The organism is Proteiniphilum sp. UBA5463 (assembly GCF_002427225.1).
Lineage (GTDB): Bacteria > Bacteroidota > Bacteroidia > Bacteroidales > Dysgonomonadaceae > Proteiniphilum > Proteiniphilum propionicum.
On record NZ_DIQL01000062.1, the window covers coordinates 8,735 to 24,864 of the forward strand.

Annotated in this window: 10 protein-coding genes; 2 read left to right on the plus strand and 8 right to left on the minus strand. The window is 44.0% G+C overall.

Features of this window, described 5'->3' with window-relative positions:
- The 8 genes from B3B27_RS11255 to lysS all read right to left on the minus strand — a co-directional run.
- On the minus strand, positions 1-1,736 hold a 1,736-nt coding region (locus B3B27_RS11255; protein WP_286847471.1), incomplete at its 3' end, for a SusC/RagA family TonB-linked outer membrane protein.
- A 756-nt stretch (positions 1,737-2,492) separates the two neighbouring features.
- Positions 2,493-3,221 (minus strand): nucleotidyltransferase family protein, encoded by a 729-nt coding sequence (locus B3B27_RS11260; RefSeq protein ID WP_286833915.1) that lies wholly within the window; start codon positions 3,219-3,221, stop codon positions 2,493-2,495.
- 177 nt (positions 3,222-3,398) lie between these two features.
- The gene (locus B3B27_RS11265) at positions 3,399-4,826 is read right to left on the minus strand and encodes a RapZ C-terminal domain-containing protein (protein WP_286847505.1); all 1,428 of its coding nucleotides are present in this window, start codon (positions 4,824-4,826) and stop codon (positions 3,399-3,401) included.
- Positions 4,827-4,830: 4 nt separating this feature from the next.
- Positions 4,831-6,756, minus strand: a complete 1,926-nt coding sequence (locus tag B3B27_RS11270) for an NAD(+) synthase (RefSeq protein WP_286847473.1) — start codon at positions 6,754-6,756, stop codon at positions 4,831-4,833.
- Positions 6,757-6,966: 210 nt separating this feature from the next.
- The gene (locus B3B27_RS11275) at positions 6,967-7,716 is read right to left on the minus strand and encodes an HAD family hydrolase (RefSeq protein WP_238868052.1); all 750 of its coding nucleotides are present in this window, start codon (positions 7,714-7,716) and stop codon (positions 6,967-6,969) included.
- Between the two features lie 64 nt (positions 7,717-7,780).
- The gene (locus tag B3B27_RS11280; protein WP_238869526.1) at positions 7,781-9,124 is read right to left on the minus strand and encodes a glucose-6-phosphate isomerase; all 1,344 of its coding nucleotides are present in this window, start codon (positions 9,122-9,124) and stop codon (positions 7,781-7,783) included.
- Positions 9,125-9,267: 143 nt separating this feature from the next.
- Positions 9,268-10,263, minus strand: coding sequence for an NAD(P)H-dependent glycerol-3-phosphate dehydrogenase (locus tag B3B27_RS11285; protein ID WP_238868051.1), 996 nt, complete (start codon positions 10,261-10,263; stop codon positions 9,268-9,270).
- 28 nt (positions 10,264-10,291) lie between these two features.
- Positions 10,292-12,025: a lysine--tRNA ligase gene (lysS, locus tag B3B27_RS11290; RefSeq protein WP_286833911.1), complete on the minus strand. Its 1,734-nt coding sequence runs from the start codon at positions 12,023-12,025 to the stop codon at positions 10,292-10,294.
- 435 nt (positions 12,026-12,460) lie between these two features.
- Between lysS and B3B27_RS11295 the strand changes: the two genes are divergently transcribed.
- Positions 12,461-13,006 (plus strand): complex I 24 kDa subunit family protein, encoded by a 546-nt coding sequence (locus B3B27_RS11295; RefSeq protein ID WP_238868049.1) that lies wholly within the window; start codon positions 12,461-12,463, stop codon positions 13,004-13,006.
- The gene (locus B3B27_RS11300; protein ID WP_286847474.1) at positions 12,993-16,127 is read left to right on the plus strand and encodes an FAD-dependent oxidoreductase; all 3,135 of its coding nucleotides are present in this window, start codon (positions 12,993-12,995) and stop codon (positions 16,125-16,127) included. Before B3B27_RS11295 ends, B3B27_RS11300 begins: the two co-directional genes overlap by 14 nt.
- The last annotated feature ends 3 nt before the right edge of the window (positions 16,128-16,130 follow it).

Sequence of the window (16,130 nt, forward strand, 5' to 3'; positions counted from 1 at the left end):
ATCTTCTCTTCTCCCTTACCGGTTGTATTTGTTATTTTGCTCAACTCATCGAGTTCAAGGAAGTCAAGGCCGTATCCAGTAGCTCCCAGTGTATTGCCGAAGCCACTGCGGGTTTCCGCAAGACCGAAAAGGTTGATTTTGTGTTTGTCAAACATTTTATCGTATGTGAAACTGGATTGTGTTACTATATTAGTGGAACTATGTGCACTTTCACTTAGGGTGGTGTTTCCCGAATTATTCTCAAACGGCACGTAGCCGATCGTCTCGGTTGAAGTGCTTGGTAGTGCTCCAATCAGTGTCTGAAAGGGTATGGTGAGCGTCTTGTTAAACTGAAAAAACCTGTCATATGCTCCCATAAACTTCATGCTGAGCCCCTCCATCCAAGGTGCATCATAATTGAGTGAAAAGTTGGTTTGGATGGTTGTGTTTCTGGGCCTGCTGTATCCAGACTCATAGATTGCTGCAATGGGGCTAACAGGCGATGAAGCGGTACGCGTGGAGGTATAGTACTCCTTCCCGTCTTCGTCTGTTATTTTCATTGGCAGATAGGGAAGTGCACGCACAGCCTGCTGGGGAATGTTGTGCCAATCATTGGGGTTCGCTGAATAGCTGGGTCTGTTATGTTCGTCCAGGCGTCCGGCAACATTCATCACCATTGTGATGTTGCTTGTAAGTTTTGCATCAATGTTAGCCCTCAGGTTATAACGGGTATAATTGAATTCATCCACATTCCCTTTTTGCTGAAATGCACTGATAGCTGAGAAGAATCTTACTTTCTCGGTGCCTCCTGTTGCACTTACATTGTGATTCATTGTTGACCCGATGCCGAATACTTCATCGTACCAGTTAGTATTACCCCATCCATCAATACCGGACTTCATTTTTTCAACCTGAGCTGAAGTAAATACAGGCTCATCGCCATCCATTTCCCTAGCCATGTTGTACCAGTAGGCATATCCCGGCCCGTCGAGCCACTTGATCTGATTGGCATTTTGACTAACTCCGTATGAACCGTTGTATCCTATACCCAGTTTCCCTTCTTTTCCCCGTTTGGTTGTGACAATAACTACGGAGGTTGCATTCAAACCATATACAGAGGCTGATGTGGCATCCTTAAGAATCGAGATAGACTCAATTTCATTGGGATCAATTTCATTGATGCTTCTTATCACGCCGTCCACTATGTAAGTGGCGCCTTCTCCCCTTACAAGCAGAGATGCTGCGTCCTGTCCAGGTTGTCCTGACTGTTGCAGCATGGTTACACCGGCTACTCTGGCACCAAGCACGTTTGTAACCCCCACAACCGGAGCCTTTATGAGCTCGGTATTGGATAAAGTGGAAACTGCACCCGTTACGCTTGTTCTCTTTTGTGTTCCGTAGCCCACAACAATTATTTCGTCCAGCAGCTCAATGTCTTGTTCCATGGTGACGGAAAGATAGTTTCTTCCGTTCAACGGGACCTCTATTTCTCTAAAACCCACGTAAGAGAAGACAAGGGTGCTGTTGGATGAGGGTGCAGATATAGTGAACTCTCCGGCCATGTCTGTAACGGTTCCCTGACGTGTATCTTTTAATACTACATTCACGCCAATCAAGGTTTCCCCTGTCGCATCAACAACCTTTCCTTTCACAGTCACCTGTGCATAGGATATGACAGCTGAGAAAAAGTAGAGAGATAAAAACAGAAATCGCAAGGATCTGTTTTTCTCCTTTAGAGATCGTTTTTTACTTTCCATTTGCTTCTTTTTTTAAGTTATTACTGTTTAATTAGTTTTGAAATGATGTCGTTTTTTGTGAAATATTTTTTTGCCGATGATACGCGCAAAGAGCGATTAAATCTGTTTTTCTGCCTTTGAGAAACTTCCTTAGAAGACTTTTTACTCCCTGGCTGTTTTTCGTTGCATTAATGACTTTTTTCGTTTCATACATAGGGGCGATCCTTGTGATCCCAGAGGTAACTTCCCCGTTTTTTTCTATTAAGATCCAAAGACGTCTTGTCCTGTGGTGGTTGAGACGGAGAAGGGCGGATTTTCGAATAATTTGCCCCCGCATTAACGAAAAGTATTGTTAAAATTAGTCATATTTATATTATTATAATTGGTGTTGAGAGTTGGATGAAACCAAAAAATTGTATAAATACATACAAATAAAATAACAAATAATTTAATATGCAAATTATAAGTAAATAAATTTATTATATAATCAACAATTAACAATGTTTAACGGCCGCAGCTTTAATGATTGATAAGGATTATTGTTAAAATATACAAGCCAAAACTTAATTAGATATTATAGACAATCGGTCTGAAGCCAATCGACGAATTGGTAGTTTAATGTTATTCTCTATAAAATATAGTGTTCAGGTTGTTGGTTAGAAACAGCTCAATTATTTTACAGTGTGTTGGAAATTACATTGCAATATTGATTCAGGTATCCAAATCGATTGACGCATCATTGTTTGATGTGCTAAACAGTTAATTGCAGCATTGGGATTACAGTAATAGGCTTTCAGCCTCTTCCGGGGAGCCCGGCTTGCCCACGTCTATCATCTTAAGGTTTACAGGTGTGTAACCGGCCACTCTTACCTTACTGCATATCGACAGGTAGAAATCTATGATTGAGAATTTATCCGGAAAATGTTGCATATAGCTGAGAATAGAGGTATTAAGAATATGAATCCCCGAAAAAGCAAGTTTATTGTAATTATCCGGGTTGATATCTGGAAAATGAGATTTCGTCTCCCCGTTAGTTTTATTGAGCCACCCTTTCAGTTGTAAGCTGTCGTCAAAGAGCAGATAACGTGATGTGGGGCGATCGCTGACCACTAAGGTGGCCTCTGAATTGTTCAGTTCATGTATTTTGTAGAGGCTTCGCAAATCTATATTGGAAAGGATGTCAACATTGTGAATCAGAAAAGGCTTATGATCATCAAAAAACCAGGAGGCTTTTTTGACCCCTCCTCCTGTATCGAGCAATCTATCACGTTCATCGGAAAATTCAATGCGGATATCAAAATAATCATTTGATTCCACAAAATCGATTATTTGATCAGCAAAATGGTGAATGTTGATGATGATCTCATCGAAACCGGAACCTTTTAATTTCTCGATCACATGCTGAAGCAGTGGCTTCCCTCCGACCCTGACCAAAGCTTTTGGCATGGTGTCCGTCAGGGGCTTAAGCCGTGTTCCGAGCCCTGCAGCGAAAATCATTGCTTTCATTATTTTTGAAGTTTGATGTTTGAATTTTGTGATTTAATCATATTAAAATCGTTCTGATTGGTGTTAATATATCAACAATACTGGTTAATTTCAACTCCCTATAAATCGTATTGCTCTCGTAGTTCTCTTAACGGTTAATTGATTCCTTGATAATGTCCCCACTTCTCATACGCCATCTTATCTTTTTCTGAACTCCTGCTCCAGGTTCTGTTCACGATGTACAAGTGAAACTTTTATGCCCCACGTTTTAGCAATATGCTCCGCCATATGCTGCGCTGCGTAAACCGAACGGTGTTGCCCGCCTGTACAGCCGAAGGATATCATCAGGCTGGTGAAGCTCCGTTCGATATAGCGCTTTACGTGTCTGTCCACTATAGGGTAAATATTGTTTAGAAAGTCTACAATCTCACCATCCTCTTCCAGAAATTTAATTACAGGCTCATCAAGGCCGGTTACATTATTATACCGTTCGTATTTGCCCGGGTTGTTAATGGCACGGCAATCGAACACATATCCCCCGCCGTTGCCCGACACATCGTTCGGTATCCCTTTTTTATAGGCGAAGCTGAAAATGCGCACTTCCAGTTCGTGTTTTTGAGTATCGGCAAACTGTTTCAGGTCAACCATCTCATTCAACATGCCACAGAGATATGGATATTCATCAAATCCCTCTTTCAGAAGTTCGCGCAGGTTATTCAGAGCGAACGGTACACTCTGGATAAAATGGGGCTTTTTCTCGAAATATCCTCTGAATCCGTAAGCTCCAAGCACCTGCAATGTGCGGAAAAGGACAAACTGACGTAGCTGTTTCGTGAAATCGGCTTCATTCACCGGGAAGTATTTGTTCAGAGATTTAATATATGTTTGGATAAGCTCATCTCTTAATTCATCCGGGAAACTGGCTTTTGCCTGCCATAGGAATGAAGCAACATCATAATAGACAGGACCTTTTCGACCACCCTGGAAATCGATAAAGTATGGATTCCCATTCACCAGCATCACGTTTCGTGACTGGAAATCACGATACATAAAGGTATCTGTTTCGTTTTTGAGAAGTGTATCGGCAAGCTTTTCAAAATCGTTCTCCAGCAGATCCTCCAGAAAATCCATGCCAGTTGTTTTCAAAAAGTTATATTTGAAGTAGTTCAGATCCCACATTACCGACCTGCGGTTAAATTCTGGGAGGGGGTAGCAAATATCGAAGTCGAGTCCCTGAGCTCCTTTGACCTGAAAATCGGCAAGCATGGCGATTGTTTTGTGCAGCAGCTCCTTCTCTTCGTGACTGAAAACACCCGTAAGCCTCCCCCCTTTAATGGCATCGAACAGAATATCATCGCCCAAGTCCTGTTGAATGTAGAACATTTCATCATTGGAAACAGCATGTACTTCGGGAGTATTCAACTTTTGCCTGCGAAAATGACGCGATAATTCAATAAACGCACGGTTCTCTTCTTTCGATTGCCCTGCAACACCAATTAGAGAAACGTCACCCTGTTTTAAGCGGTAGTATCTTCTGTTAGATCCTGATGATGGGAGAGGTTCTATTTCCGGATTGTATCTTCCCGTATGATCTCCGAATAACTTTACTAACTCTTTCATTACTATTATATTAGTTTTCCAGTTCTTCCAGCCAGGTATTTGCTTCTGCATCGCTTGGCATGCGCCAGTCTCCTCTGGGTGAAAGATTCACCGAGCCCACTTTAGGGCCGTCGGGCATGCAGGAGCGTTTGAACTGCTGGGAAAAAAAGCGCTTGAAGAACAGTTTCAGCCATTTAGATATTTCTTCTGAGCTGTAACTGGTGGCAAAAGCCTGATTTGCCATAAACAGTATACGTTTGGGTGAATCACCGTAACGCAGGATGCGATGCAGGAAAAAGTCATGCAGCTCATAAGGCCCCACGAACTGTTCAGTTTTCTGTGCTATTTTGCCTTCACTGTCAGCCGGCAGCAGCTCGGGACTGAATGGCGTATCAATTACGTCCCGCAGGATTTTTCCTGTCCGGTCGTCCATCCCTGTTTCAACGATCCATTCCACAAGCGTGGATACGAGCGTTTTCGGTACGCTTGCATTTACAGCATACATCGACATGTGATCACCGTTATAGGTTGCCCAGCCGAGTGCAAGCTCCGACATGTTCCCGGTTCCTACAACCAATCCGCCTATCTTGTTCGCATAATCCATCAATATTTGTGTCCGTTCGCGTGCCTGGCTGTTTTCATATGTCACATCGTGATCATCTATATCTTGTCCTATATCACGAAAATGCTGAGTAACCGCATCTTTGACCGGGATTTCCTTTACGGTTACACCTGTCGATCTCATCAGTTCAATTGCGTTGCCATAGGTGCGGCCGGTAGTTCCGAATCCGGGCATAGTGATACCAACAATATTCTCGCGTGGCAGACCCAGGATATCGAATGTTTTGATGGTAACCAGCAAGGCGAGTGTTGAGTCCAGTCCACCCGAAACGCCGATGGTTGCCTTTTTTATCCCCGTATGAAGCAACCGCTTCGCCAGCCCGTGTGTTTGAATATTAAAAACCTCTGAAAGGCTCTCATATCTCTTCTCTTCCGAGGGAACAAAAGGATGCGGGTTGAAAACTCGATACATCCTGCCCGGGAAAACAGGGGATATATTACAGTCGATCTCGGTGACACTATCTATGTTTGACATGGCGAAGTTGCTGTTTTTCATCCGGTCGTGCCGAAGTGCCCCGATGTCGATATCAGCGATAATCAGTTCACTCTCCGGAGAAAACCGTTTCGACTCCGCCAGCATGGTGCCGTTTTCGGTGATGAAGCAGGCGCCTGAAAAAACCATGTCGGTGGTAGATTCACCCCAGGTGGCTGAGGCATATATATATGCTGCATTACATCTGGCCGACTGTTGCAGTACAAGCGACTTCCGGTATCTGTTTTTACCTACCAGCTCGTTGCTCGCTGAGAGATTGAAAATCAGCTCGGCCCCCTGCATAGATAATTTTGATGAGGGAGGGGCAGGCATCCATAAATCTTCGCAAATCTCTATCCCGAAAGCAGCGAAAGGAGTCCTGAAAACTACCCCGGAAGAAGCTAGGGGTATATTTTTATAATCAATTTTTACTGAGGAAAGATGCAAATCTCCTGCCGGGGCAAACCATCTCTTTTCGTAAAATTCATTTTTGTCGGGAATAAATGTTTTTGGGATAATACCTATCACCCCTTCTTGCGACAATACCGCAGCAACATTGTAAAGCATGCTCCCTATCCTCATGGGGAGCCCGACAATGACGACTAGCGACGGCCTCTCTTTCATAAAAAGCGTCAAATCGCTTAATGATTCAAGTGCTTTCTGCTGCAATACCGTCTGAAAGAAGAGGTCGCCACAACTGTAGGCTGTGATACAGAGTTCGGGGAAGCAGAGAATCTGCACATTTTCCTTTCCGGCACGTTCTATCACCGATTTTATTTCGGCTGTGTTGTAACCGCAGTCCGCTACTTTAAGTTTTGGTGATGCGGCCGCTACCCTTATAAATCCGAAATCATTTATATTCATAATTTAACTAATTTAAATTAGAATGGCATGTACAATTACTTTTTCATAAGTTGTTTAATCCTTATCCTCTTCTTCGACAAATATTGCACGTCACTCTGTTTTATCTTCCATTGAGTTAATCTATTATTACAACAAAGATAAATAAAATGATAGATATTAGTCTAAATATTTTACATTCTTGTTATAGAGGCACTCATCGATATAGATTCCTCAAGCCTGATTAAATATTGTATTTACAGCATTAAGAATTCCCGGGAACTCCTGAAGCAATTTTTGCATGGAGCCGAAGACTAGTGAAGCGCCTGCGTCGGTCAGCACGGAGTCGGGTAGAGGCCCCGTATTTACAGCGATTGTAAAAATCCCCGCTTTCACGGCTGCTTCTATACCTAAGGGAGCATTTTCTATGACTATAGCCTGGTTGGGTGATAGGTTGCCTCCTTTCTTCAGTCCCAGGAGAAATGGCTCCGGATGAGGTTTCCCGTTAACTACATCGAATGCCGTGACCATTGTCTTACGAGAGAAGATACCGGGAAAATGAGTATCCAGACGCCCTAACAGGGCCGGCTGTCCTGAACCTGTAACCAGAATAGGCAGCAATCCTGCAGCTTTCACATATTCGAGCACCTCTTTTGCTCCCGTCATGGTTGCCCCGCTGTTATATTGTTGGAACAGTTCCGATTTACGGGCGTAAATTCTCTTCTCTTCCTCCTCTGTTGCATCACGCTGCAGGTTCCTTTGAAAAATGATGTCGATGGTTGATTTCCCAATTCTTCCTTCATGAAGATAAAATTCATTAGGCTCGTGTCTTAGATTCAGCTCATCCATCGTTTGCTGCCACGACTTATCGTGTGCGGGCATGGAATCGTATAACACTCCATCCATATCGAAGATTACAGCTTTCATATCGAACCTGCTGTAATGATGGCTTTCAAGATAATCTTTTATAATTTTTTCAATCATAATAAATAAAAAAACCGCGAGGCCGCTTGAATGCGGCCAGGCGGTTTTCAAATGGGTTATTGAATTATAGTTTCGATTTTATTGCTTTGGTTTCAGCTTCATAGCCCGGCTTCTCCAGCAGAGCGAACATATTCTTTTTGTAAGCTTCCACTCCAGGCTGATTGAATGGGTTGATACCCAGTAGATAACCACTTATGCCGCATGCTTTCTCAAAGAAGTAGATAAGTTGTCCTATATACTTTTCGTTCAATTCGGGTATCTCGATCAGCAAGTTTGGAACATCCCCGTCCACGTGAGCAATACGGGTCCCCAGTTCTGCCATTTTGTTCACTTCGTCCACCCCTTTTCCTTCCAGGTAGTTAAGCCCGTCGAGGTTGATGTCGTCGTGAGGAATCAGCACTTTTGAATTCGGTTTTTTTATAGAAATCACAGTCTCGAATATAGTACGTTCACCTTCCTGAATCCATTGTCCCATTGAGTGCAGGTCGGTAGTGAAATCCACGGCAGCTGGGAAAATACCCAGATTCTCCTTGCCTTCACTTTCACCGAAAAGCTGTTTCCACCATTCGGAGAGAAAATGCAGTTTAGAATGATAGTTCACCAGGATCTCAATTTTTTTGCCCCGTTTGTACAGTTCATTACGTATAACCGCGTAAATGGCAGGAAGATTAAAGTCGAAAGAGGTGGCTGGCCCCGTAGCATTCTCAATATCAGTGGCACCATCAACAAGTTCCCGTATATTAATCCCTGCAACGGCTATCGGCAGCAATCCCACAGGGGTCAGCACAGAGTAACGCCCCCCCACATTGTCGGGAATGACAAAAGTTTTATATCCTTCAGTATCGGCTAATGTGCGCAGTGCACCTTTGGACGCATCAGTTATTGCAACAATACGTTTTTTAGCTTCTTCCTTTCCTGCTTTTTTCTCCAGCAGATCCTTAAGAAGCCTGAAGGCGATTGCCGGTTCGGTGGTAGTCCCCGATTTGGAAATATTTATAATGCCGAACTGTTTATCATCAAGCCATGTCATCAACTCAGCCAGATAATCTTCACTTATATTATTACCCGCGTATAGAATAACCGGGCTTTTGCGCTTCTCTTTTTCCAAAAGCCAGTCGAGTGAGCACGATAGAGCATCGATCACTGCGCGGGCTCCCAAATAGCTCCCTCCTATGCCGACTACCACAACAGCTTCGCAATGGCTGCGCAGAACGGCAGCTGTATCTTCAATCTCTTTTAACACCTCGTCAGTAATGGAGGTGGGGAGAGTAACCCATCCCAGAAAATCGCTTCCTTCCCGTGAACCGTCATAAAGAGCCTGATTGGCGGCAGATGCACGGTTTGCATGTTTCAGGATATCTTCTTCAGAAAGATAATTGGACACATGCTTAATGTTTAATTGAATAATATCCATAACAGATCTGTTTAATAATATTGTAAACTGTATCGTCAAATTCTGGTTATTACGATTATAGTGTTAGTGAACTAAATCGATTAACTCCCGTGAAATTGTCCGATGAACTCCTACCAATAACGCTGTTGAATAAAAAATCAGAAATAGTCGATCAGTTTTTTAATGGCTGCCTGGGGCTGGAGCTTCTCGTACAGGATCTGGTAAACTGTCCTGGCAATAGGCATATCAATCTTAAAGCGGTCATTCAGTTCATAAATACATTTAGCCCCGTAATAGCCTTCTGCTATCATCTCCATCTCCAGCTGAGCCGTTTTCACTGAATAGCCTTTTCCTATCATTGTGCCGAGTGTCCTGTTCCGGCTGAATTGAGAGTAGCCGGTCACAAGCATGTCACCCAGATAATGCTGCTCGGTAATATTCCGTTCAATGGGCACAACACCGTCGAGAAATCGCGACATCTCCTTTGCACAGTTACTCATAAGTACTGCCTGGAAATTATCGCCGTAAAGAAGTCCCTGGCAGATGCCGGCCGCAATGGCGTAGATATTTTTCAGTACGGAAGCCAGCTCAATACCGACCACATCATTAGATATTCGCGCTTTCAGTATCCTTGAAGAGATGGCTTCGGAGAGCAGTGTTGCTTTAGTCTCATCCTTGCTTGCTACAGTAAGAAACGACAAACGTTCCAGAGCAACCTCTTCTGCGTGACAGGGGCCAGAAAGAACTCCTATATTTTCAAATGGAATTTTATAATTATCAGCAAGGAATTCGCTCATCACCATATTGTCGTTCGGTATAATTCCTTTTAATGCCGAAACCATAAACTTACCCCGGAAGGTGCTGTTCCATATCCTACGAAAATATTGTTTCACGTAGGGCGATGGGATTGCAATGATGATTGTATCAGAATCTTTGATAGCCTTCTCGAAATTGGAGTAGAATGTAATATGCGCCAGATTGAACTTTACATTTGTCAGGTAATTGGGATTATGTCCCAGCTTGTAAAATCCTTCAATCTGATCGTCACGGCGTATGAACCAGTTCATTTGCTTTTGGTTCATCAATACAATTTTGGCTAGTGCTGTTCCCCAAGTACCGCCTCCCAAGATGCAGATTTTGCCGATAGAATCCATGATGTATTTTTTTTCAGTATGTCAGGCATTAAAGTCCAGATGCTTTTGCTATCCAACTTTTCACCTCATCGGGTGTTGGATTATCTAATCCCATTTTGAACTTTTTATTCATCCCGCATAAATCCTGGTGTAGCTTGTTGGGATTGACCTCTTTCAGGCTTTTAGCTTGAAGGTAACCTGCTTTTTGAACCACAGCCACCCACTCTTCAGGAATGCCGAGATCAGTAAATATGGAGGAGCTGTCTCTCTTGACAGTCTTTTCAGGACGCATCATAGGGAATAGAAGCACTTCCTGGATGGCAGTCTGTCCGGTAAGCAACATGGTGAGCCTGTCCATTCCTATACCCATTCCCGATGTAGGTGGCATGCCATATTCCAGTGCACGAATAAAATCCTGATCGATGAACATTGCCTCATCATCACCCTTTTCAGATAATCGAAGTTGTTCTTCAAACCGTTCACGCTGGTCAATAGGGTCGTTCAATTCGGTATAGGCATTTGCCAGCTCTTTCCCGTTGACCATCAACTCAAACCGTTCGGTCAACTCGGGATTTTCCCTGTGCCGTTTACAAAGAGGGGACATCTCTATGGGATAATCGATGATGAAGGTAGGTTGAATATACTTCCCTTCGGCTTTCTCGCCAAATATTTCATCGATCAGCTTGCCTTTTCCCATTGTTTCATCCTGCTCCACACCAAGTTTTTTGCATACATCACGGAGCTGGTTCTCGTCCATCCCGCTGATATCAATCCCGGTATGCTCCCTGATGGCATCTATCATTGTAACACGCTTATATGGTGCTTTAAAATCAATTTCGGCATCACCTACATTCACCTTGGTGGTCCCCAGCACTTTAAGGGTGACACTCTCCAGCATTTGTTCTGTAAACTCCATCATCCACTTATAGTCCTTGTAGGCGACATATATTTCCATGGCGGTGAACTCAGGATTGTGAGTGCGGTCCATGCCCTCGTTGCGGAAGTTTCTGGAGAACTCGTACACCCCCTCAAATCCTCCCACGATAAGCCTTTTCAGATACAACTCATTGGCTATTCTGAGATAGAGATCTATATCGAGTGCATTCATATGGGTAGTGAATGGCCGTGCAGCTGCTCCGCCGGGGATGCTTTGCAGTACGGGAGTGTCAACCTCCAGATAGCCCCGCTGATTGAAAAACTCACGCATAGCATCGAACAGAAGAGTCCGTTTCACGAATATCTCCTTTACATTGTCGTTAACCAGCAGGTCAACATATCTCTGACGGTAGCGTAACTCCGGATCGGAGAACTTATCATATACCACACCGTCTTTCATTTTTACAATGGGAAGTGGCTTCAGAGACTTCGATAACACCGTGAACGTTTCAGCATGTACCGAGATCTCACCAGTCTGCGTTCGGAAGACAAATCCTGTAATGCCCACTATATCACCTATGTCGGTGAGTTTCTTGAATATGGTATTGTATAGGTCCTTGTTTTCTCCCGGGCAGATATCGTCTCTGGTTATATACACCTGGATACGACCTTTCGAGTCCATCAGTTCAATGAAAGATGCTTTACCCATGATGCGGCGGGTCATTATACGCCCCGCGATACTTACCTGACGGCGAACGTCTTCGTCTCTGAACTTATTTTTAATATCTGTGGAATAGGCGTTCACATCATACAAGGCGGCGGGATAAGGTTCCACTCCCAGCTGTCTTAATTCATCCAGACTCTGCCGGCGTATGATTTCCTGTTCGCTTAGTTCTAAATTTTGCATGTTCTGATTGAATGGTTTGTGCAGCAATGCCCAAATTTTTCACAAAAGTACAAAATTATTCACTAATACACATCTTTTATTGCAACTACATAAATATCTGCACAAATTTGTTTCTGTTAAAAATTTGGATATTTGTACAATCTCCTACTCTTTCTCGCGACAACATAATACGAACGAATTACTATTCTGTGTATCACTTAACGAAAAAAATGCTCGCCGCAGCATAGTTCAGGCTGGCAGGAAACGGCAGATATTCATGGTGGTTATATCTTATTTGGGATTCGTGGAAATTGTCAGAAAATAATTAAAGAAAAATTTCTTTAATTCAATTGTGTTTATTACATTTGCTGGAGGAAACAATATGGATTAACACAGAAAGCGTCAATTCAATATTGCTGCCTGTTTCATTGTTTATACATTTTAAAAATATGTCTTATGGAAACGCTTACCAATACTTCTGTTTCCGGAAAAGCCCTCGATGAGATCATTGAAAAATACCGGGGAAAACCCGGCATGTTGCTTTCTGCCCTGGAAGAGATACAAGAGAAAAACGAACTGAAATTTCTTCCAGGTGAAACGTTGGCTGAAATATCAAGTAAATTGAATATACCCTATACGCAGGTATATAGTGTAGCCACATTTTACTCCTACTTCAATCTCAAGCCTCAGGGCAAACACTCTGTTGTTGTCTGTAGAGGTACAGCTTGTCATACTAAAGGGTCGAAAGCACTTTTGGATGATGTAGCAGCCATTTTGGGTTTCAGGAGAGATGTGGATGGTGCTGACTCTAAATACACCACTCCCGACAATATGTTTACGGTAAAAACTGTAGCTTGCTTTGGACAGTGCGCTCAATCGCCAGTTGTTGAGGTGGATGGGGCTATTTACAGTAATGTGAATTCTCAGAAGTTGCTGAAAATCCTGAAAAGGGTAAAAAGGGAAAAACTGACAAATACAGGCAAGCCATATGAAACCGTATGAAATAAAAATATTGCAAGATCAAAACAGGGAGAGAATTCTTCCTCTCGAACCAATGATTCTGATAGGGATGGGTACCTGCGGTATAGGCAACGGAGCCGATACTGTTTATCGTCATTTAATCAATCAGATAGAAAGTGAAGGTGTCGATTGTAAGCTCAAACAGACGGGATGTTTCGGTTTCTGTTCACAAGAGCCGCTGGTAATGCTATACAAGCCGGGTAAACCGATGCTGGCCTACTGCAAAGTACACGAAAAGGATATAAAACGTATCATCGAAAGCATTAAGAGTGATAAGATCTGCCGGAATAAGCTTTTGTGCAGAATAGACCTATGGGATTTTCTCACTTCAAAGGTGGAATTCGGAAGAGGATACGAAGATGTGCCTCATTGGGATGAGATCCCGTTTTTCAAGGGACAGGTAAAGGTGGTGCTGCGCCACGCAGGGTTTATCGACCCTGAGGAGATCCTCGACTATATTGCAGTAGGAGGATATAGCGCCCTTGCCAATGTGCTCTCGGGTATTGAACCTGAAGAGGTGATAAGCGAGGTTGTGAAATCGAAGCTTCGCGGACGGGGGGGCGCCGGATTCCCTACAGGGTTAAAATGGTCGATCATGCAAAAGCAGGAATCAGCCGGTAAATATATTATCTGTAATGCCGATGAAGGCGATCCGGGTGCTTATATGAACCGAAATGAAATTGAAAGTGACCCGCACATGCTAATAGAAGGAATGCTTATTGGTGCATACGCAATGGGAGCCGATAGAGGCATTGCATACGTCAGAGCTGAATACCCTCTCGCCGTGAAACGATTAAAAAAAGCTATTGAACAGGCAGAGAAACTTGGCCTGATAGGTGAAAATATCCTTGATTCAGGCTTTAGTTTCAGAATGGACGTCGTTGAGGGCGCAGGAGCGTTTGTTTGCGGTGAAGAGACGGCGTTGATTGCATCTATTGAAGGAAACGCCGGACGCCCGTTGCCCCGTCCTCCATACCCTGCGGAAAAGGGTCTGTATGGGAAACCGACCAACATAAACAATGTGGAGACGTGGTGTAATGTGCCGGTCATAATTGAGAAAGGAAGCGATTGGTTCAGAGGTATCGGGACTGAGAAAAGTACAGGTACAAAAGTATTTTCGCTGGTCGGCAAGGTGAAGAATACCGGATTGGTGGAGCTCCCGTTAGGCTCCAGTCTGGAGCAGTTCGTATTCAGTATCGGAGAAGGGACAGGCACCACCAAAAGAGTGAAAGCAGTACAGATAGGAGGCCCTTCAGGAGGCTGCATACCACTGGAATATTTTTCTACGCCCGTAGATTACGAATCGCTGAACAGCATAGGTGCTATAATGGGCTCGGGAGGCATGGTTGTGATGGATCAGGACAACTGTATGGTTGATGTTGCACGCTATTTCCTTGAATTCAATTCAGGGGAGTCGTGCGGAAAATGTACACCCTGCAGGGAGGGGCTGGCTCAGGCTCTCGCCATTCTTACCCGCATCACGGCGGGACATGGCACTGAAGCGGATTTGGCTATGCTTGAGCTGCTTGGTGGTGTTATAAAGGATTCATCACTTTGCGCACTCGGGCAGACCGCCCCAAATCCCATAATGACCACTTTGAAATACTTCAGGCATGAATATGAGGAGCATATAAGGGAAAAACGTTGCCATGCAGGTACATGTGAATCGTTGTTTATGGCGCTTTGCGAAAACAGCTGCCCCCTACATATGAATATTCCTGGATATATAGAACTTATAAAAGAGGGCAGGTGGGAGGATGCTTTTGAACTTACACTGCGAGATAATCCACTGCCTGGCACCTTAGGAAGGATATGTCACTTTCACTGTCAGATGCGATGCCGCCGTGAGATGCTTGATCAGCCTGTTTCACAGGGCGAGATTCACCGCTATCTTGCTGATACCATATACCAGCTAGGTAAAGAGGGGGAGATATACCGGAATCTGGCCAAAGAGAAACTGCCATCTACCAGGAAAAGGATTGCCATTATTGGCGCAGGCCCCGCAGGTCTTACAGCTGCATTTTATCTTGTGCGACTTGGCCATGAAGTCACTATTTACGATGCCATGCCAGAGGCAGGTGGAATACTGCGCTACGGTATTCCGCAGTACCGTTTACCTAAAGAGCTGCTGCAAAAAGAGATAAAAGTGGTCAGAAAACTGGGTGTTCAGTTTAAAATGAACCGGAGGTTGGGAGAGAATCTCTCACTTGAGGAGTTGAAAAAAGAGTTCGACGCTGTTTTTATAGCTATAGGAGCGTGGAAAGATGTTAAAATAAATATTCCGGGGGTAAATGCGAAGGGGGTATTTGCCGGGACCGAAATACTGAAAAGCATGGCAATGGGTGAAATTCCACAAGCCGGGCAGCATATTGTGATCATCGGTGCGGGAAACGTGGCTTTAGATGCTGCCCGCTCTCTCCTGCGACTGGGTAAAGATGTAACAATTGTATACCGTCGGGAAAAGAACGATATGCCTGCAAATGCCATTGAAATACTGGAATCGGAAGAGGAAAAGATAGGTTATTGTTTTCTCTCTTCACCTATAGAAATTATTACCGGCCAATCAGGGCAGGTGTGTGCACTTCGTATTGAAAGAATGAAACCGGGAGGTGTCGACCGGTCAGGAAGACGAATGTCTGTAGCTACGGGTATATTTGAAGAGATACCCTGCGATTCGGTTATACTTGCAATCGGTGAACGGGTTGGTTCCGAGAGTTTGGCGGACTCTTTGGAGGTGGGCAATGATGGCAGAATAAACGTCAACCGGTTTAGTTTTCAAACTTCCGATCCTAAAATATACGCTGGCGGTGATGCTGTCAGCGGCCCAGCTACTGCCGCCGAAGCAATGGGTATGGCAAAGATGGCTGCTGCTGCTATAGACAGAGTGTTGATGAACGAAGATAGATTTCACCTTCTGTCACGCAAGTTCGACTATGGAGATAAAGTGCCTGTGAATCCCAGGCCGTGTACCGGGAATGTTGCCAGAAAGCTCTCTGTAAGAGACCGGGTGAACAATTTTAATGAGATTTCATTCGGGTTTACAGGTGAACAGGCACGTAATGAAGTGGAGAGATGCCTCAGATGCGATGTAAGATGTCAATAGAAA

Excerpts from the sequence above, each read along its gene's own strand:
- B3B27_RS11260 (WP_286833915.1), bottom strand. The coding sequence starts at position 3,221 with ATGAAAGCAATGATTTTCGCTGCAGGGCTCGGAACACGGCTTAAGCCC.
- B3B27_RS11270 (WP_286847473.1), bottom strand. The coding sequence starts at position 6,756 with ATGAATATAAATGATTTCGGATTTATAAGGGTAGCGGCCGCATCACCA.
- B3B27_RS11275 (WP_238868052.1), bottom strand. The coding sequence starts at position 7,716 with ATGATTGAAAAAATTATAAAAGATTATCTTGAAAGCCATCATTACAGC.
- B3B27_RS11285 (WP_238868051.1), bottom strand. The coding sequence starts at position 10,263 with ATGGATTCTATCGGCAAAATCTGCATCTTGGGAGGCGGTACTTGGGGA.
- lysS (WP_286833911.1), bottom strand. The coding sequence starts at position 12,025 with ATGCAAAATTTAGAACTAAGCGAACAGGAAATCATACGCCGGCAGAGT.
- B3B27_RS11295 (WP_238868049.1), top strand. The coding sequence starts at position 12,461 with ATGGAAACGCTTACCAATACTTCTGTTTCCGGAAAAGCCCTCGATGAG.
- B3B27_RS11300 (WP_286847474.1), top strand. The coding sequence starts at position 12,993 with ATGAAACCGTATGAAATAAAAATATTGCAAGATCAAAACAGGGAGAGA.